A 17,741-nucleotide genomic window follows, 5' to 3' on the forward strand; every position below is an offset into this window, starting at 1 on the left:
GAAGCATGCGTCGATGGATTGTCGTTTGGCATGGGGGTAGGGGATCAGCGCTTGACGGTCAGCGAGTGCCGATGCCCGCCCGGCCGGCCCGGCGGCCGTCCGCGGGACGATCGGGCGCGCGCGACGCGGGAACGAAGCCGGGCGAGCCCCGCCTCGCAGCTTTCGCAAGCACGAGCAAGCACGATTTACTTGCGATTGATCAAAAGCCCGACGAACACGCCGATACCCGCGGCGATGCCGACCGCTGCCCAGGGGTGTTCGTGGACGTAGTCGTCTGTCGCGCGGACCGCCTTTTTCCCTTTCTCGACCACGACGACCTGCACGTCGGCGGCTTTCTCCCTGGCCTGTTTGAGCCGGCTCAGCGCCGTTTCGCGCAACTCGGACGCCCGTTCGCCGGTGGCGCTCGCGGCCTGCTTCAAGAGATCCTCGGCATCGGCGAGGACGTTTCTGATATCGGACATTAATCTCTCCTTGTTGACTTCTGACATTAGAGCCCCCTAGTTTTCGTCCACGCGAGCATGCTACCAAAGATAGGACAGCCGGCGAGCATCCGCCATAGCCGACATTGATGGCGGATGCAGAAACCGTTCCTGAGCTTGCCGGCGCGGCGCATGTCGGCCATGCCCCGTCAGGCGCCGCAAACCTCGGAGGGCGGCGAACGCTCGCTTGCCTCGGGCGAAATTACAATGTCCGTACAAACCCCACGGGGGGCGGGGCTCAGAAGAACGCTTGAATGCCTGTTTGCGCCCGCCCGAGAATCAGCGCGTGAATGTCGTGGGTACCTTCGTAGGTATTGACGACTTCGAGGTTGACGAGATGCCTGGCGACGCCGAATTCATCGGAAATGCCGTTGCCGCCGAGCATGTCGCGGGCGAGACGCGCGATATCGAGCGCCTTGCCGCAGGAGTTGCGCTTCATGATCGACGTGATGTCGGTCGCGGCGGTGCCTTCGTCCTTCATGCGCCCGAGCCGCAGCACGCCTTGCAGGCCGAGCGTGATTTCGGTCTGCATGTCGGCCAGCTTTTTCTGGATCAACTGGTTCGCGGCGAGCGGGCGGCCGAATTGCTTGCGGTCGAGCACGTATTGACGCGCCGTATGCCAGCACGATTCCGCCGCGCCGAGCGCACCCCAGGCGATTCCGTAGCGCGCCGAATTCAGGCAGGTGAACGGGCCCCTCAGTCCGCTCACGTTCGGCAGCATGTTCTCTTGCGGAACGAAGACGTCGTCGAGGACGATCTCGCCCGTGATCGAAGCCCGCAGGCCGATCTTGCCGTGGATAGCCGGCGCGCTGAGGCCTTTCCATCCCTTTTCGAGAATGAAGCCGCGAATCGTGTCTTCGCCGTTCTCTTCCGCCTTCGCCCATACGACGAAGACGTCGGCGATGGGCGAGTTCGTGATCCACATCTTCGCGCCCGAAAGCGCATAGCCCCCTTCGACCTTGCGCGCGCGTGTCACCATGCTGCCCGGATCGGAGCCGTGATTCGGTTCCGTGAGGCCGAAGCAGCCGATCCATTCACCTGTCGCGAGCTTGGGCAGGTACTTGCGCTTTTGGGCCTCTGAGCCGAACTCGACGATCGGCACCATGACGAGCGACGACTGCACCGACATCATCGATCGATAGCCGGAATCGACTCGCTCGACTTCGCGCGCGATCAGGCCATAGCTGACATAGTTCAGGCCCGCTCCGCCATATTCCGCCGGGATCGTCGGACCAAGCAGTCCGAGCTCGCCCATCTCCCGGAAAATCGCCGGGTCGGTGCGCTCGTGGCGGAATGCTTCGGTCACGCGCGGCTGCAGTTTGTCGTTGGCATAAGCATGCGCGGCATCGCGCACCATGCGTTCCTCTTCGGTCAGCTGCTCGTTGAGGAGCAGCGGATCGTCCCAATGAAACCGGGCGACGTCGGCCATCGTTTCCTCCTGATTCGCGTGCGCGCCTGGCGATGCGACGCTGTATCGCGCTCGTATGGATGGGCAATGTTCGAGTGTAGCAGTCGCGGCTCGCCCGGTCGGCGCGCGCTTGAACGAATGCACCGCTGCGGCACGCCCGGTGCCGGCTAGTCGACGCGGTCGCGGGGCATGGCCGGGCCGTGCGGCTCGAACAGCGGTCCTTGCACGAAACGCGCGCCGAACTGCTGCAGCGAGTCGAACTGCGCCTCGGTCGCCACACGGTCGAAGATCAGCGGAATGTGAAGGCGGTTCGCATAGGCGATGAGCGGCTTGGCCATCGAATCCCTCAACACGGCGGCGCCGTCGATCTTCAGGAAATCGAGCCGCGCCATGTCCGACACCGTCATGATGTGACCCGCGTTCGGCAAGTTGCCCGCCACCTTGAAGCCATGGCGCTGATAGCTCTTCGCCAGATAGCCGGCGAACGTCCGGTGCGCGACGGCGGCGCTCGGCAACTCGATCACGATGCGCGATGGATTGAGGCCGAGCGAAATCAGCACCGACGAAAAATGCTGGCCATGGTCATACTTCACGCTCTTCAGCAGACGCTCGTGCACGCGCAGGAACAACAGGCCGTGTTGCTGCGCGCCGAAGAAGTTGATCGCGTGCAACGTACGTGCGAGACGGTCCAGCGCAACGAGTTCCTGGCTGTCCGCGATCGATTCGAACCGATCGAACGGCATGCCGCCCGGGGAGAGCGTGAGCGCCTGGAACCCGAGCTCATCGCCGAAGCGGTCGGCGCTTTCGGGCGCGGACCATAGCGTCTGAATCCCACTCATGCTGACATCGAAGATCGGCTGATAGCCGCTTTCAATCCGCATGCCGTGGAAGTGCGCGTGCGCGAGGGCCGATGGAGCGCCCGCATCGAGTGCCAGGTGCTCGTGCAGGAAAGGGTGGGCGGTGGCGTGCTCGAGCAGCGAAGGAATCGTCGGCGGGATCATGGAGGGGTCGGATGGCTGCATAGGGTGATGGTAGCAGCCTGGGCGTTGTCGGCTTCGACCCGATACTTATATCGATATTGGCTGCCGCGCCCTATCAGGGTTTACGTTGGGGCTGCCTTGCCGACCGCCGGGAGCGCCCCGGCGCGGCCTCGCAGCTTCATCGAGTCTTCATTATGGCTTCATTGAGGCTTCCCGCCATCGGTCGCCGCGCCGTGACGTCCCGCGCCGTCGGCGAAGCGCGCGGCGCCCGCAAGCCCTTCCTCGATGAGCGCCCGGTAACCGCCCGCGCCTTCGCGGCGCAGCGCTTCGGCGAGGTCGTCGAGCGCGCTGTTTTCCCATGCCGAGTGGCGATCGGCCAGGAGCGCTTGCTGGGGAAACGCGGCAAGCTGCGCCGCCAGTGATTGCGCCGCCTGGCGCGAGGCGCCGCGCGGCACCACACGGTTGGCGAGGCCGATGGCGAGCGCTTCGTTGGCATCGACGGCGCGCCCCGTCAAGATCAGATCGAGCGCGCGCGACAAGCCGATAAGCCGCGGCAGACGAATCGTGCCGCCGTCGATGAGCGGCACGCCGAAGCGGCGGCAAAAGACGCCAAGGACGGCGTCTTCCTCGACGACGCGCAAATCGCAGAGCGCCGCGAGCTCGAGCCCGCCCGCCACCGCAAAACCCGCGATCGCGGCAATCGCGGGCTTCGTGAACATCATCCGAGTCGGGCCCATCGGCCCGGGGCCGCCGCCGTCGGCTCGCACGGCATTGCGGCGCGCTTCGTCATGCATCGCGCCCAAGTCGGCACCCGCGCAAAAAGTACCGCCCGCGCCGAAAAGAACGGCCACGCGCCAAGCCGGCTCGCTCTCGAAGCGTTCGAAGGCGGCGGCGAGCGCCGCGGCCGTCGGCCCGTCGACGGCATTGCGGCAATGTCGTCGATCGAGCACGATTGTTGCAATAGGGCCGTCAGGCTCGATGCGGACGTGCTCGCCGAATGATTCGACATTCTGGAATTGCTCGGCATTCACGGGAGTCTCCTTGATTTGCCCCGGCGCACTCGCTCGTCGTCGAGGACAAGCATGTCACGATCGTGTCATGATGGCTCGGCACGCTGTCGCGCTTCGCTTGCGCCTCGAGCCCGGTGGGTCGCCGGTCGCGCGGCGCTTGGTGCGCGGCTCTTACGATAAAAAACTCGCCATGACCACGTCTACGTTTCCCTCTGCGGTCGCTCAGGCGTCCGCGGCCGGCGTCGAGCCGGTATGGATCGTTCCCCTGCGCGAACATCGCGACTACGATTACGTCCGTCTGAAACGCGTGTTCGGCGACGAAGACGACACGCGCCATTGCGTCGTTCTCGTCGATGCTGCGAAGCTGCTGCAATGCGCCGATCGCGACGATACGGACTATGTGCTGCCGCCCGTCGGCGATTGGCACGCCGGGAAGAAGCGGGGCATCCGCGAATTCCTCGATCCGCAGAACGAGCGGATACCGACGATGCCATACGTCACGATCGTTTCTCGTCGCGCCCCCGGTCTGCTCGGCTGGCTGCGAATCGAGCACGAGGGCGTCGTGACGTTCCGCAATGGTCAGCACCGTGCGCGCTATCTGGCCTATGCGGGCGCCGAGGCCTTCCCGGTCGAAGTTCACGAGCGCGAGGCGGCGCTGCTGAAGGCGATGTGCGGAGCGTCGCCCGAGCAGGCCGGGCTCGGCGATGCGTCCTGAGCCGCCGTCCCGCCTCAGCCGAATCCGACGAGCAATGTACCGGCCGCGACGAGCGCGCCGGACCAGAGCCAGTCGAAATTGATCCAGCCGCGCCGGAGGATGCCGAGCCCGACGTACTCATAGGCAGCGTACGCGATGGCCGCGCTCGTCGCCGACGCGACGGCCGTGTGGATCAGCGTCACCGCGAGCAGCGGTCCCATCGCGCCGAGCGGACCGACGGTTCCGCCCAGCACGGCCGATCCGCTCGCGATGCAAAGCGGCATCAGCGCCGGAATCAGCATGAGGCCGGCGCCGTGCAGCGTGGCGGTCGCCGCGGACCAAAGGGCAAGGCCGATGAAGCCCGCCGTCATGCCGACCCGCACGCGATGGCGGTGGCCGCAGACGTAGTGATAGACGCCCCAGGCGATCAGCAGCGCGCCGAGCGCCATGGAGAGATGGGCCACCTTCGATAGGGTTTCGAAGGCGAGCGCGGACGAAGTCACGACGAATACCGATGCCGCGTGCCCGAGCGCGAGCGGCGGCAGGGCGGCGAAGAGCGCCGCGCGGCTGCCGCGCTGGAGGCCCAGCGCGGTCGCGAAAAGCCAACCCATCGCCGGATTGACGCCATGAAAAATGCCGCTGCCGACGACGGTGGCCCAGCTCGTCGCGACGGGAGCGATCTCGGGCGGCAGGCTCATGGCATGACTCGCTGCGCGCGATGCCGGATTCGCCGGTGCTTCACGGATAGCAATACGAATCGGACGACGCGTCGCCGCCTTCCAGGCGGATCTGATGCGGACGATGCGTGCGGGGCCAGGCAAGATAGAAATCGTTGTCGAACTCCAGTCCGCCGCCGGGCGCCGCATCGAGTTTCACCATCCATCCTTCGATGCCGTCGGGATAAAACTGCTCGTCGATCGCGCCGTAGAGCGAATTCGTGAAGTAGACGCGATGGCCGTCGCGGCTGACTTCCACCATTTGCGGACCGCCGTTGAGCGGCCGGCCGTCGGCGCGCGGATGCGTCGCGCGCGCGGCGATGCCGCCGATGCGCACGCTGCCGACCAGCTCGGGCCGCTGCGGGTCCGAGACGTCGTAGCGGCGCATGTCGCCCGTGCCCCAGCATGCGACGTAAAGATGGCGATCGTCGAGCGAGAGGGCGATATCGGTGACGAGCGGCGGTACCGCGCCGAAGCCCTTCAACATCGGCGGCAACAGCGCGGGATCGGCGGGCTCGGCCGGGATCTCGATGATCTTGCGCGCGGCCCACTTGCCGCCGTCGCGGTACCAGGTCCAGATCGACGCCGACAAATCCTTGAGACTGATGACGGAGTTGACGAAGCCATAGGCCTTGGTCGGATCGTGCGCGGGCCGCAGCTCGAAGACGAGCTGGTTTTCCGCGCCGAAATCGAGCACTTGCCGGTGCTTGCGCGTGTTCAAATCCCAGAAATGGAGCCGGTGCCCGTACTTGCCGCCGAGCAGCACTTCGAGTACGAGACCGTTCTCGAACGTCGCGGGCAGCCCCCACTCGCTCGAGACGAGCGTATCGAAGCCGAGGTGCCACCAGGCGTCGTACGCGAGCTCCTGCGGTCCGCGCTCGATTTCCCAGCGGCCGCGAATGTCGAAGCTTTCGTGATCCATCAGCAACACGCCGCCGGGCGCTTCCCCCTCGGCATTCGCGAGCGCCGTGACATAGATGCCCTGCGGCCCGCAGTGGACGGTGTGCGGACGGGTGTAGCCGCTCTTTCTGGCCAGCTCCGCCGGCTCGATGACACGGACGATGGTGGGGTTGCGCGGGTCCGGCTTGGTATCGAGGATATGGATGCGCGATGAGCGCAGGCCCGGCACGACCAGATAGCGACGCTCGGTATGCGGATGCGGGGCGTTCGGGCAAAGGCACGAGCTGCAGGCGTTCCAGCCGAAATGGTGAAGCTCGTCGCCGACATTCGGCATCGGCACACGGCTCACGATGCTGCCGTAATACTGGGAGCCGGGATCGACGTCGACCACGGCCAGCTCGTCGGGCTGCTTGCGCGTCGGGTCGAAGCTGGCGACGTAGGCGATCTTTTCCTTGGGGGCATCCGCAGCGAGGCGAGCGGACGGATAGAACGTGGGATCGGGTGTCCAGGACGACATGAGTCTCTTCCTTGAGAAGCCGTCTGAGGCGTTAATCGTAGGTCCCTCGGAGGCGGTAACGCAAGGAAGAGAACGGAATTAGGTCATAACGTCTAGCGGTTATGCATACCTAATGGATGAGCGATGCATGAGCGATGCATGAGCGATGCATGAGTGGTGCATGAGTGGTGCATCGGGTACGGTCGCCACGTTCGATGCATCGCGCGGCGACCGTCGGCACTTGGACGATTCTCAGCGAAGATCGGTGATCGTCGTGTTGTAGGTCGTGCCGGCAATGACGGTATTCGACAGCGTCATCGCATTGACGTTGAACGCATAGATCGGTCCTGGCGAAGTCGACGTCGGCGTGCCCGATGCGACAGGCGTACCGAAATCGCAATCGCTGATCGTGACGCCCGAGATCGGCTGGACCGTGGGTGTCGGCGGCGCGCCGTTGTAGTCGAATGCGACCGGACCCTGCGCGACGATCGCCTGAAAACAGGATGCCGTCACGCCGTTCAACGTCACATTGCTCGCCTTGAGGTCCGTGATCGTGACGTTCTGCACGAGGGGCGGGCGCGTGCGCACGGCATCGTTCGCGGGCTGATAGTCGCAATCGAACGTGACGATGCCTCCTTGGGAGGCCGAGGGGTTGCCCGCCGCCGCCGTCAGCACGCCGAGCGGCACCGTCGAGTTGACCGGGCTGCCGGCGAGCATCGCGCTGCCATAGCCGCCGCCCTTCAGGTTGACACCGTTCGGCAGCGTGACCCCCTTCACGTGGAAATCCTTCACATAGCCGCCGCGATTCATGTTCGTTTTCACGCGGATTGCGATGTTGAGCGGATTCGTCTGCCAGTTCTGGTTCAGCATCTGGAGATTCGTCGCATAGATCTGCTCCACGCCACCGCCCATTTCGCTGCCGAGCGTGATGCCGCCGTGGCCGCTGTTCATCGTGCAGTTGCGGATCAGGTGGCGCCGCGCCGGGCCGTACTCCGTGTCGCGATCCTTGCCCGACTTGATGGCGATGCAATCGTCGCCCGTATTGAACGTGCAGTCTTCGACGAGGACGTTCGTGCATGCGTCGGGATCGAAGCCGTCGTTGTTCGGACCGATGCTGTTCGTCGTCACGCCACGGAACACGACGTTCTTGCTCGCCGTCGGATGGTGTTGCCAGAACGGCGTGTTCTGCGTCTGGTAGTCGGCCATCAGCACGTTGTGGCAATTGATGAACTCGACCATGCAGGGGCGCAGATAGTGGCCGAGGCCGAAGATGCGCCGCTCGACGGGCACGCCTGCCTCGGAAAGCGCCGGCAGGTAGTTCTGGTCTTGCTGCCACGGCGTCGTCGGCGAAGTCAGCAATGCGTAGAGGGCGTCGGAGATGCCGGGCGCGACGATGCGCAAATCGACGTTGTTCGGGTTTGCAAAGGCCTGGCTCGGCACCGACGCGCTGGCCCCATATGCGCCCGACGATCCCTTGTAGGTCCACCAGCAAACGCTGTTGTTGCCGCTGCCCGCGAACGGCGTCATGGCCTGGCCGTTCAGAATCGACGTCGGTCCTTCGCCCGTCAGCGCGATGTTGATCGCGTCACGCGCGTAGACGGGCGAGCCAAAGTTGAGGCAGTCGTTCGCCTGCCATCGGCTGTAGTAGAGATTGCCGTTGGCGCCGCACGGGACGGGGCCGTCCTTCGCATAGTCCGCCGGATTGGGGCTGAAATAGATCGTGCAGTTGGCGCTCAGATGGAACCGGACGTTGCTTTGCAGGACGATCGGTCCCGCGCAGTACCAGGTGCCGGCCGGCACGACGACGCGGCCGCCGCCTTCGCGGTGGCAGGCCTCGATCGCGGCGAGAAACGCGGGCCGCGAATCGAACGAATTCGGTGCGTTCGTCAGCTCGGAGCCCGGGCTGACGGGCGATTTCGCCGTATTGGTGTAAGGCGACGTTGCCGCGACTGTCGTGCACGGGCGGGCGCCGTACGCGGTGACGTCGTAGTCGCGCCCATGGAACAGTGAGTGCGCGACATGGGCGACGGAAGCGGCGATCTGGGCCGCGGCGCCGCGTTCGCCCCAGATGAGGTCCATCGCGTGCGCCGCCGCGGGGCTCTGGGCGGCGAATGCCCGCGTCGCGCCGATCGGACCGGTAAGCATGGCGCCGCCCACCAGCGTGCTCGTCATGCCGATGAATTGGCGGCGCGTTATGGCGCCGGGCTTGAGGGAAGGGGCAGCCGAACGACGGCTGCCGGTTTTTTGGGCCATTTGATGCTCCTCCGATGGTCGGCGCAGCAAGGAGACGTCCTTGATTCGCCGTGGGTTCTTATGCGTCGTCGTACCACTGCACAAAGAGTCTAGCGTGTGGCCCATCGGCGGAAATTAGGCGTTTACCCGTGCCGGACGGGTATCTCGATGTTTTCTTATAAGACGTCGTATGACAGAAGTTTACGGCGGGGGAACCGACGTCAAAGGGCCGGGGCTGCCGAGTCCCCGCGCGAGGCGCGCAGGTAGAGGCTCGTCGAGAGCACCGCCGCCGCGCCCGCGGCCAGCGCCGCGACGAAGAAGACCGACGCGTAGCCGAACTCGCCGGCAATGTAGCCTGCCAGCGGGCCCATCACCCCGAGCGAAAGATCGAAGAACACGGAATAGGCCGCGAGCGCCGCGCCGCGGCTCGCCGCGGGCACGAGGTCCACGGCTTCGACGCCGAGCGAGGGGAAGACGAGCGCGAAGCCGAAGCCGGTGAGTCCGGCGCCCACGAGCGCCGCATGAGGCGCCGGCGCGAGCCAAAGCAGCACTAGGCCCACGCACTCGACCACAAGCGACGCGACCGCCACGCGAAAGCCGCCATAGGTTTTGATCGAATTGGCGAAGAGCAGCCGCGAGCCGATGAAGAGCGTCCCGAAGAGCGTCAGCGCGAGCGCCGCGTGTGGCCAGCCGCGCGCCGCAAAGTAGAGGGCGATGAAGGTGGCGATGACGCCGAAGCCTGCCGCGCCGAGCGCGAGCCCGATGCCGTGCGGCAAGACGCGCACGAAGACGCTCGCGTAGCTCATGCGCTCTCCATGCACGAGCGGCACCGGCGCGACCTTGCGCGCGAGCGCGTAGCCGATGCCCGCGAGCGCGATGGTCACGGTCCCGAGCGTCCATGGCCCGAACGCATGGGCGAGCGTCGCGCCAGCCGGCGCGCCGATCGCGACCCCGGCATAGGTGGCAATGCCGTTCCATGAGATCACGCGCGCGTTGTGCTCGTGACCGACGCGCCCGATGCCCCAAAGAATCGCGCCGGTGCCGACGAAGCTCTCGCCGAAGCCGAGCACGAGGCGCGAGGACGCAAGAATCGCGAGACTCACGTGCGGCCATCGCGCCGATGCGATCGAGGCGAGCAGCAGCACGCCGCTCGCGCCGCAGGCCGCAAGGCCCGTGAGAACGGTCCGCTTCGCACCGCGTGTATCGGCGCTGCGGCCTGCTTGCGCGCGAGAGAGGAGGGTCGCGGCGTACTGCAGGCTGATCGCCGCCCCCGCGAGGACCGAACCGAACCCAAGCTCGCCGTTGACGAAGCCGGGCAGCACCGGCATTGGAATGCCGATGATCAGGTAGCAGACGAATGTCGAGAAGACGACGGCAACGATGCGGCCGGTCGTGCCGGCGCCGGAAGGAACAGAATCAGGGGCGGAGGGGGCGGACATCGCGTATCGGAAGCAAAGCGGCGCCGGGGCGGCGCGGCAAAGGGGCCATTTTCTCATGGAACCGGTTTTTGCTGCACTGCGGCGAGCGCGAATCCGGTTTTTCACCGTTCGGGCATGGCAAGCGCGGCGCGATGGACGGCGAATGCGGAGGCCGATTCGGCGATTCGGGTGCGCGACGTGCGGGCAAGCCTTGTACGGATGCGCTATGGTGACGGCTCACTCGTCTTGCCAGGAACCTTCGCAATGAGCCGCCTTTTCGAGTCGCTGGCGATCGGCCAGCTCGAGCTGTCGAATCGCATCGTCATCGCCCCGATGTGCCAATACTCCGCCGAGGCCGGCTCGGCGAGCGACTGGCACATGATTCATCTCGGGCATCTCGCGCTCTCGGGTGCGGGACTACTCATCATCGAGGCGACCGCCGTATCGCCCGAAGGCAGAATCACGCCGTCTGACCTCGGTCTTTATTCGGACGACAACGAAGCCGCGCTCGCCCGCGTGCTGAAGGCGGTGCGCGCGCATTCGCCGATCAAGGTCGCCATCCAGCTCGCGCACGCGGGCCGCAAGGCGTCGAGCCGGGCTCCGTGGGAGGGCGGCGCGCAGATTCCGTCGCAAGCGCCCGACGGCTGGAAGACCGTGGCGCCTTCGCCCGTGCCCCATGCGAAGGAAGAAGAGCCGCCGATCGCGCTCGATCGCGCGGGACTCGACAAGGTGCGCGACGATTTCGTCGCCGCGGCGGCGCGAGCGGCCCGCCTCGGAATCGACGGCATCGAGATCCATGCCGCGCATGGCTATCTGCTTCACCAATTCCTGTCGCCGATCGCCAATCACCGCACCGACGAGTACGGCGGCAGCCTCGAGAACCGCATGCGTTTCCCGATCGAAGTGTTCGAAGCCGTGCGCGCCGCCTTCCCTGCCGATAAGCCGGTCTGGGCGCGCATCTCCGCGACGGACTGGGTGCCGGGCGGCTGGGACATCGATGGCACTATCGCGTTGTCGAACGCGTTGAAGGCGCGCGGGTGCGCGGCGATTCATGTGACGACGGGCGGCGTATCGCCCGAGCAGGCCATCAAGCTCGGCCCTGGCTATCAGGTCCCGTACGCGCAGCGTGTCAAGGCGGAAGTGGGGCTGCCGACGATCGCCGTCGGCCTCATCACGGAGCCCGAGCAGGCCGAGGCGATCATCGCGAACCATGAGGCGGATGCCGTGTCGCTCGCTCGCGCGATGCTCTACGATCCGCGCTGGCCATGGCATGCCGCGGCCAAGCTCGGCGCGCGGGTACATGCGCCGAAGCAATACTGGCGTTCGCAGCCGCGCGAGTTCAAGGATCTGTTCGTCGGAGCCAGCACCGGTCAGCGCTAGAATCGCAGACCGACACGACCCTCCGACGACGACCCGATGAAGCGACCGAAACGAGAACTTCCACGCCGTACTCCGCGCCTCGTTGCCCGTTTCGTCGCGATCTCCTGGCGCGACCTCGCAGTCTCGTTCGGGCCGATCCTCGCCATTTCGGCGGCCGCCATCTGGATTGCGATTCGTCTTATCCAGCCCGCGCCGCCGAGCACGCTGACGATCACCTCGGGGCCGCCGGGCAGCTCGTTCTGGAATGCCGCGCAGCGGTATAAGCAGATCCTCGCGCGCAACGGCATCACGCTCGTCGTGCTGCCTTCCGAAGGCTCGTTGCAGAATCTGCGGCGGCTCGCCGATCCTTCGAGTCATGTCGATGTCGGCTTCGTCCAAAGCGGTCTGCTCTCCGCCGTATCCGCGAGCGGGGCCTCGCCGGGCCAGGCCGCGTCGAGCACGGCGGCTTCCGGGACAACGGCGACGGCGGCGGCGCCGGGCGGCGGCTCGACGGCTTCGGACGACGCGGCAACCCCCTCGTCGGCCGCAGGCGCATCGTCGTCCGTGGCCGCCGCGGCGTCGTCATCGGGTAAAGCTTCATCGGCGCCGGCGCTGGCCGCGTCGGCCCACCCCGCGGTACCGGCCACGCCGGTCGCCGCGTCCGGTCCGCCCGCGCCGCCCGAGGGACTCGTTTCGCTCGGCAGCGTTGCTTACGTGCCGCTCGTCGTCTTCTACAACGGCCCGCGACGCATCTTCCTCTCGGAGTTTGCCGGCAAGCGGCTGGCGATCGGCCCCGAGGGCAGTGGCGCTCGCGCGCTCGCGCTCGTGCTTCTGAAGGCGAACGGCATCACGCCCGGCGGGGCGACGACGCTCATGCCGATGACGGGCGAGGAAGCGGCGCGCGCACTGACGGCCGGCACCATCGACGCGGCCTTCTTCGCGGGCGATTCGGTGCAGCTTCCCGTGATGGCACGGCTCACGCGCACGCCGCACGTCCGCTTCTTTTCGTTCGTGCAGGCCGAAGCCTACGCGCGCCGCTTCCCCTATCTGAACAACATCGCATTGCCGATGGGCGCATTCGACCTCGGCAAGAACCTGCCGCCCGCGACCGTGCACACGCTCTCGCCGACGGTGGACTTGATTGCGCGAGACTCGCTGCATCCGGCGCTCTCGGATCTGCTCGTCGAGGCGGCACGTGAGGTGAATGGCGGTGCCACGCTGTTGCAGCGGGCCGGCGAATTCCCCGCGCCGCTCGTGCACGACTTTCCGCTCTCCGACGATGCGGCGCGTTACTACAAATCGGGCAAGAGCTTCCTTTACCGCGTACTGCCGTTCTGGCTCGCAAGCCTCGCCGATCGTCTCATCGTGCTCGTCGTGCCGATCGTCGTCGTCCTGATTCCGGGCCTGAGGCTCGTGCCTTCGCTCTACGCGTGGCGAGTCAAGTCGCGGCTCTATCGCTGGTACGGCGCGCTGATCGCGCTGGAGCGAGCGGCGTTCAACGAGACGACGGAAAGCGAGCGCGCGGAGCTCGTCGAAAGGCTCGATCGGATCGAGGAGTCCGTCAACAGGCTCAAGATCCCGCTCGCCTATGCCGATCAGTTCTACGTTCTGCGCGAGCATATCGGCTTCGTGCGCGCGCGCCTTGCGAAAAGAAGCATGAGCGCCGCCTAGGGCCGGGCCAGCAGATGGAGGCGCAAACATCGAAGGCACACCGCCCGCGACGGCTACGGGCTACGACTACGGTTCTGTAACGAACGTAAGCGAGGGCGACGCCTAGGTCCGCGCCGCGGCGCCGACGCGTAAGATGGTGGCGACGGCGAGCCGCGGCACCGGCGCGGCGCCGTCGCGACGGGCATCAGGAGAGCCAAATGAGCCAAACCATCGATGCGGCCGCGCCGCTATGGTTCTACGATTTCGTCTCGCCGTTTTCGTACCTGCTGCTCGAGCAACACGACAAGTGGCCCCGCATGCCGTTCCGGCTCGTGCCCGTGTCGCTTTACGCGCTCTACCGGCACTGGGGGCAACGCCCGGCGAACGAAGTTGCGCCGAAGCGCGTATTCGTCTACCGGCACGCGCTCTTTCGCGCCGAGCAGCTCGGCATCCCGTTCAAGATGCCGCCCGTGCATCCGTTCGATTCGACGAAGCCGCTCCTGTTGGCCGCCGCGCTCGAGGCCGATGTCCCGACCGTCTGCGCGATGTTCCGCTTCATCTGGCGCGATGGGCGCGATCCGTCGACGCCCGACGGTTTCGCCGATCTGTGCAGGCAGCTGGGGGTGCCGCAGGGCGAGCGGCTGATCGAGCAGGAAGAGACGAAGGCCCGCCTGCGACGCAATTTCGAGGACGCGGTCGCGCTCGGCGTCTTCGGCGTGCCGATGTTTCGCCTCAACGGGCAGATCTTTTGGGGTGAGGACGCCTTGCCGATGATGCTCTATTGCGCGCGTTCGCCGAGCTGGCTCGAATCGCCCGAAGTCCGGCGCGTCAGCGCGCTGCCGAGCGGGCTCGAGTCGCAGTGTTGATGGCCGGATTCACGGTGAGCGAAGAGCTGAGTCGGTGAGCGTGCGAGGGGATGCGGGCGTTTGCGGTCGGTTCAGCGCTGATTCGCGCGCCGTCGCTCGGCAATGCGGTATTCGGTCGGCGAGATGGACAGGCGCTTGCGGAAGATCTTCGCGAGACCGTCGCCGCTGCTGACGCCGCAGCGGCGCGCGATCTTGTCGACGGGCAGATCGGTCGCGACGAGCAGCAGGCAGCTCGCATCGAGCCGCGCCCTCAGCAGATATTCGGAGGGCGTGAGTCCCATTTGCGACTTGAAGCGGCGCAAGAAGCTGCGCTCGCTCATCGCGGCGACCTGCGCCGCCTTCGCGACCGAAATCGGTCGCCCGTAGTTCTCCCGCATCCAGCGCGCGGCTGCGTTGATCTTCTCGCGCGCGCCGCCTTCGTCGAGTTCGCCGAGCACGGCGCCAAGGCGCCGCCAGGCGCCCGGCATCGAGCGCTCGGAGATTTCGCGCGCTGCATTGGCGCCGCGGTCGCGCTTGACGATCGACAGCGCCGCCGCGATCGGGCCGAGCGGATCGTCGAGCGCGACGGCCTGCTCGACGAGTGGTGCGGTACGCGCGGCCACGCCGAGCGCGATCGGCACGTTCGGTTGAGCGCCCGCCTCGGTGCCTTGCGTCGCGTTGGCGGCCGCGAGGATGCCGAACCCTTCGCCGATCGGCTTGACCACGCGCGTATGCTGAAGCGCTTCGCGCAGATGGTGCATGAACGATTCGTCTTCCTTCGCGCGCGCGGCACCGGGACCGCCGGCGATGAACAGGACATCGAATCCGCCCGACGCGTACGTGTCGAGCCGGTCGGACCACACGCGCATCGCGCCGCTGCTCGCGACGCTGCCGCCCGCGTCCGATACGACGATGAGCTCGTAGGGCTCGTGCGGCTCCGTGGATTCGAAATGTTCGAGGGATTCCGGCAACGGCGGGGGCTCGGAAGGCGACGAATGAGCAGTGGCCGTCGGGGCGTCCGACTCCTTCAGCGCCGTCTCGTGCTCGAGCTCGATCTCGTCGGCGAGCCGGAAGACCTCCGCCACCGAACTCACTTCGACGAGAGAGAACGCGTCAAAGATCAGGATAGCGATCCGTTTGGCCATGTGAGCAAAGTCGCGCGAAGGGAGCGTTCGGTGAACGGGCGTCGCTTCGTGGCATTCGCCTCGCAGCGTGGTTCGTGATGCATCGGCGCCTCGGCGCCTCGGCGCGCGAGGCGACGCCATTCGCTCAAGCAGGGTAGCGAAGGCAGGAGCCGGCCGTCGCATCATAGGCGTCGCGCCGGCAACCGCTGCGACCATCGTCGGAAAAGCGCGAGATGTTGGCAGATCATTTCGATACTTCGCGCACGCTTCGTCCGTTCGCGCCGGCCCGCGTGCCCATCGATTTGAGTAACGGCTCTGACGGTCGTTTCGTCAGGTCAAATGAGCATTGCGGGCCTCTCGTCGCCGACGTTGAATCGCGTGTCAGCGAGCGGTTCCCCGATGCTCTGTGCCCTGCGGGACAGGGCACCCAGTGCTCAACGGCCGAGGTAGCCCGCGGGCGCGGTGACGTGCGACTTCATCGCGGATGCGTTCGTCGAGACGACGTAGATCGGCGACTCCGAGAGCCTGAGCGAGACGCGGCCGTCGTGGTAGGGCATCGTCGCTGCGTTGCCCATCGTATCGAGCACGGTCACGTTGCCCGACGCGCCATCGTTGTCGACCTTCAGCGAGTAAGGCACGCTATACGTTTCGCTGAACCCGGATGACGTATTCCAGTCGGCGTTGTTGTGCGTCCAGAGTGCCGTCACGACTTTGCCGCCGTTCAAGCGCTGAAACGCGTAGCCATAGACGCCCGTCGGCACGTCGTCGAGATAGCCGAGCGTGGTCGTGCCGTCGACGATGCGCGTCATCGCGGCAACGGCCATCGCGGCCGGCTTCGGGCTGATATGGCTCGCGCCGTAGCCGCCCTTGGTTTCGGCGAGGTTGAAGAAGAGCCCATAACCGGGCGGGGGATCGGGCGGATCGGACGAATAGAAGATGAACGTCGTATCCGCGCCCTCGCCGAGCATGATGAGATGCGTGCGCGCCACGACGGCACCGTGCGCGAAGAGCACGTCTTGCGTCGGATAGTCGGGGCCGTACGACGTCCCCACGTCGTAGCTGACGCCTGTTTCCGTGGCGAAGAGCTTTGCGCCGGGCTTCAGATACTGGGCCATCGTGCGCCGCAGCTCGCGCATCGCGGCGGGCAGCGCATCGGCCGCTTTGGCGGGATCGGAGTCGGTCGTGAGACGCTCGGGCGGATGAGAGGGCGAGCAGCCAATATCGTAGTAGCCGTGGATGGCGACGCCGTCCAGATAGCGCGCGAGCCCGAGCGGGGCGAGCCGTTTCAGCCAGCGCGTGTTCTCGCGTACGGAGGCATTCGTCGGACCCATGACGACGGCATGCGGATCGGTCGCGTGTATCGCTTCGTAGGTGGCACGATAGAGCGCGACGAAGTGAGCGTCCGAATCGCGCCAGGGCAGTCCGCTGTCCGGGTCGGGCTCCCACGTCACCTGGTAGTAGTTGTTCGCCTGGCGCGGAAAGTACTCGTTACGGATCAGCGACGAATCCGTGCCGACGCGCCGCATGTAGCTGCCGTATGCCGTTTCCGAAGCGGGAAGGTAGCTATGCGTGGCTTTGCCCGTCGCACTCGCCCAGCCCGGTATGCCGTCGAGCTGGATGAGGCGCATGATGTCGCCCTTCCTGAAGTAAGGGGCGAGCGTGTCGACGCCGGGCTTGAAGGTATCGGCCCGCTCGGGCTCCTTCATGTACCAGTTGCGGTTGTCGTTGGCCCATGAGAGGCCGAGATCGGTGTAGAGCGGCCGATAGCCGTCGCCGTCGCAGCAGGCCTGACCCGGCGCGAGATAGTTGGTGCCCTGGCCGCCGAAGCGATGCTGATCTTCGCGAGCATAGACGACGGGCGGAAGCACTGACGAAACGTCGGGCAGCACGCCGAACGTCGCGATGCCGGCGGGACGCGTGCCGCGCTCGGGCAACGCATCGCCCGTGCGCGCGAGCTTCGCCGAAAGCGCGAAGTAGCCGGCCAGTGTCGAGCGGCACTGCAACGTCGTCGTCCGCGCTCCACTGGCCACCTTCGTTCGCCCGCTTGCGCGCACGGCGTTGCGATCGTCGCGCAGTTGCCAGACGATCGTATCGTCCGCGCTCGTGCGCGTCGTGAATGCGATCGTGAAGGGACTGTCGAGCTCGAACATGCGCGTGCCGTCGCTGCCTGGCGTGTCGGCTTCGATCGGGGCGCCCTTTGCGGAAGGAGCAGGTGCGGCCGAGGGCGATGCGGCCTGCGGCTCGCATGCGATCGAGCCCGTTGCGATTCGCATCGGTGCCGACGATGCGGCCTTCGTTGGAGGTGTGGAAGGGGAACCGGCCGTGCCGCTCGCGTCGTCGCCCGCCTGAGTCCGATTGCAGGCGGCGACCATGAGCCATACGAGGCAGGCCAATAGCGGCCGCATGCTCCGTGCGGGTATCGAGGAAACG

Annotated in this window: 15 protein-coding genes; 5 read left to right on the forward strand and 10 right to left on the reverse strand. The window is 66.3% G+C overall.

Going from position 1 to position 17,741, the window contains the following annotated elements; translation table 11 throughout:
• Positions 1–185: 185 nt before the first annotated feature.
• From AB4Y31_RS01915 to AB4Y31_RS01930, 4 genes are all read right to left on the reverse strand, one after another.
• Positions 186–488 (reverse strand): YqjD family protein, encoded by a 303-nt coding sequence (locus AB4Y31_RS01915; protein WP_026230004.1) that lies wholly within the window; start codon positions 486–488, stop codon positions 186–188.
• A 229-nt stretch (positions 489–717) separates the two neighbouring features.
• Positions 718–1,908 carry an acyl-CoA dehydrogenase gene (locus AB4Y31_RS01920; protein ID WP_368672463.1) on the reverse strand — a complete coding sequence of 397 codons (1,191 nt, stop codon included), beginning with the start codon at positions 1,906–1,908 and terminating at the stop codon, positions 718–720.
• A gap of 146 nt (positions 1,909–2,054) precedes the next feature.
• Complete coding sequence (locus tag AB4Y31_RS01925) at positions 2,055–2,888, reverse strand: EAL domain-containing protein (RefSeq protein WP_018442477.1); 834 nt, start codon at positions 2,886–2,888, stop codon at positions 2,055–2,057.
• A gap of 179 nt (positions 2,889–3,067) precedes the next feature.
• Entirely contained in the window at positions 3,068–3,898 is an 831-nt protein-coding gene (locus AB4Y31_RS01930) for a crotonase/enoyl-CoA hydratase family protein (RefSeq protein ID WP_368672464.1), read from the reverse strand.
• 169 nt (positions 3,899–4,067) lie between these two features.
• Here AB4Y31_RS01930 and AB4Y31_RS01935 point away from each other — a divergent pair, with 169 nt between their 5' ends.
• Entirely contained in the window at positions 4,068–4,592 is a 525-nt protein-coding gene (locus AB4Y31_RS01935; protein WP_368672465.1) for a hypothetical protein, read from the forward strand.
• 14 nt (positions 4,593–4,606) lie between these two features.
• Here the strand turns inward: AB4Y31_RS01935 and AB4Y31_RS01940 are convergent, their stop codons facing one another.
• The 4 genes from AB4Y31_RS01940 to AB4Y31_RS01955 form a co-directional block, all read right to left on the reverse strand.
• Entirely contained in the window at positions 4,607–5,269 is a 663-nt protein-coding gene (locus AB4Y31_RS01940; protein WP_368672466.1) for a hypothetical protein, read from the reverse strand.
• A gap of 40 nt (positions 5,270–5,309) precedes the next feature.
• Positions 5,310–6,704 carry a selenium-binding family protein gene (locus tag AB4Y31_RS01945; protein WP_368672467.1) on the reverse strand — a complete coding sequence of 465 codons (1,395 nt, stop codon included), beginning with the start codon at positions 6,702–6,704 and terminating at the stop codon, positions 5,310–5,312.
• 231 nt (positions 6,705–6,935) lie between these two features.
• Entirely contained in the window at positions 6,936–8,936 is a 2,001-nt protein-coding gene (locus tag AB4Y31_RS01950; protein WP_368672468.1) for a glycoside hydrolase family 28 protein, read from the reverse strand.
• Positions 8,937–9,136: 200 nt separating this feature from the next.
• Positions 9,137–10,354 carry an MFS transporter gene (locus AB4Y31_RS01955; RefSeq protein ID WP_368672469.1) on the reverse strand — a complete coding sequence of 406 codons (1,218 nt, stop codon included), beginning with the start codon at positions 10,352–10,354 and terminating at the stop codon, positions 9,137–9,139.
• Between the two features lie 243 nt (positions 10,355–10,597).
• On the opposite strand from AB4Y31_RS01955, the gene AB4Y31_RS01960 reads away from it, so the two are divergent.
• From AB4Y31_RS01960 to AB4Y31_RS01970, 3 genes are all read left to right on the forward strand, one after another.
• Complete coding sequence (locus AB4Y31_RS01960; RefSeq protein ID WP_368672470.1) at positions 10,598–11,713, forward strand: NADH:flavin oxidoreductase/NADH oxidase; 1,116 nt, start codon at positions 10,598–10,600, stop codon at positions 11,711–11,713.
• Positions 11,714–11,749: 36 nt separating this feature from the next.
• Positions 11,750–13,363 carry a TAXI family TRAP transporter solute-binding subunit gene (locus AB4Y31_RS01965; protein ID WP_368672471.1) on the forward strand — a complete coding sequence of 538 codons (1,614 nt, stop codon included), beginning with the start codon at positions 11,750–11,752 and terminating at the stop codon, positions 13,361–13,363.
• Between the two features lie 197 nt (positions 13,364–13,560).
• Positions 13,561–14,208 carry a DsbA family protein gene (locus AB4Y31_RS01970; RefSeq protein ID WP_368672472.1) on the forward strand — a complete coding sequence of 216 codons (648 nt, stop codon included), beginning with the start codon at positions 13,561–13,563 and terminating at the stop codon, positions 14,206–14,208.
• Between the two features lie 71 nt (positions 14,209–14,279).
• On the opposite strand, the gene AB4Y31_RS01975 is transcribed toward AB4Y31_RS01970, so the two are convergent.
• Both AB4Y31_RS01975 and AB4Y31_RS01980 read right to left on the reverse strand, forming a co-directional pair.
• The gene (locus AB4Y31_RS01975) at positions 14,280–15,332 is read right to left on the reverse strand and encodes a helix-turn-helix domain-containing protein (RefSeq protein WP_368672473.1); all 1,053 of its coding nucleotides are present in this window, start codon (positions 15,330–15,332) and stop codon (positions 14,280–14,282) included.
• 413 nt (positions 15,333–15,745) lie between these two features.
• Positions 15,746–17,461, reverse strand: coding sequence for a hypothetical protein (locus AB4Y31_RS01980; protein WP_368672474.1), 1,716 nt, complete (start codon positions 17,459–17,461; stop codon positions 15,746–15,748).
• Here AB4Y31_RS01980 and AB4Y31_RS01985 point away from each other — a divergent pair.
• Complete coding sequence (locus AB4Y31_RS01985; RefSeq protein ID WP_368672475.1) at positions 17,460–17,660, forward strand: hypothetical protein; 201 nt, start codon at positions 17,460–17,462, stop codon at positions 17,658–17,660. The two genes, AB4Y31_RS01980 and AB4Y31_RS01985, sit on opposite strands and share 2 nt — an antisense overlap.
• Positions 17,661–17,741 lie beyond the last annotated feature (81 nt).

The organism is Trinickia sp. EG282A (genome assembly GCF_040965455.1).
In the GTDB taxonomy this organism is placed as follows: Bacteria; Pseudomonadota; Gammaproteobacteria; order Burkholderiales; family Burkholderiaceae; genus Trinickia; species Trinickia symbiotica.

Coding starts and splice junctions, on each gene's coding strand:
- AB4Y31_RS01955 (WP_368672469.1), bottom strand. CDS start 10,354: ATGTCCGCCCCCTCCGCCCCTGATTCTGTTCCTTCCGGCGCCGGCACG.
- AB4Y31_RS01925 (WP_018442477.1), bottom strand. CDS start 2,888: ATGATCCCGCCGACGATTCCTTCGCTGCTCGAGCACGCCACCGCCCAC.
- AB4Y31_RS01980 (WP_368672474.1), bottom strand. CDS start 17,461: ATGTTCGAGCTCGACAGTCCCTTCACGATCGCATTCACGACGCGCACG.
- AB4Y31_RS01970 (WP_368672472.1), top strand. CDS start 13,561: ATGAGCCAAACCATCGATGCGGCCGCGCCGCTATGGTTCTACGATTTC.
- AB4Y31_RS01965 (WP_368672471.1), top strand. CDS start 11,750: ATGAAGCGACCGAAACGAGAACTTCCACGCCGTACTCCGCGCCTCGTT.
- AB4Y31_RS01935 (WP_368672465.1), top strand. CDS start 4,068: ATGACCACGTCTACGTTTCCCTCTGCGGTCGCTCAGGCGTCCGCGGCC.
- AB4Y31_RS01915 (WP_026230004.1), bottom strand. CDS start 488: ATGTCAGAAGTCAACAAGGAGAGATTAATGTCCGATATCAGAAACGTC.
- AB4Y31_RS01920 (WP_368672463.1), bottom strand. CDS start 1,908: ATGGCCGACGTCGCCCGGTTTCATTGGGACGATCCGCTGCTCCTCAAC.
- AB4Y31_RS01960 (WP_368672470.1), top strand. CDS start 10,598: ATGAGCCGCCTTTTCGAGTCGCTGGCGATCGGCCAGCTCGAGCTGTCG.
- AB4Y31_RS01945 (WP_368672467.1), bottom strand. CDS start 6,704: ATGTCGTCCTGGACACCCGATCCCACGTTCTATCCGTCCGCTCGCCTC.
- AB4Y31_RS01950 (WP_368672468.1), bottom strand. CDS start 8,936: ATGGCCCAAAAAACCGGCAGCCGTCGTTCGGCTGCCCCTTCCCTCAAG.
- AB4Y31_RS01985 (WP_368672475.1), top strand. CDS start 17,460: ATGCGCGTGCCGTCGCTGCCTGGCGTGTCGGCTTCGATCGGGGCGCCC.
- AB4Y31_RS01975 (WP_368672473.1), bottom strand. CDS start 15,332: ATGGCCAAACGGATCGCTATCCTGATCTTTGACGCGTTCTCTCTCGTC.
- AB4Y31_RS01940 (WP_368672466.1), bottom strand. CDS start 5,269: ATGAGCCTGCCGCCCGAGATCGCTCCCGTCGCGACGAGCTGGGCCACC.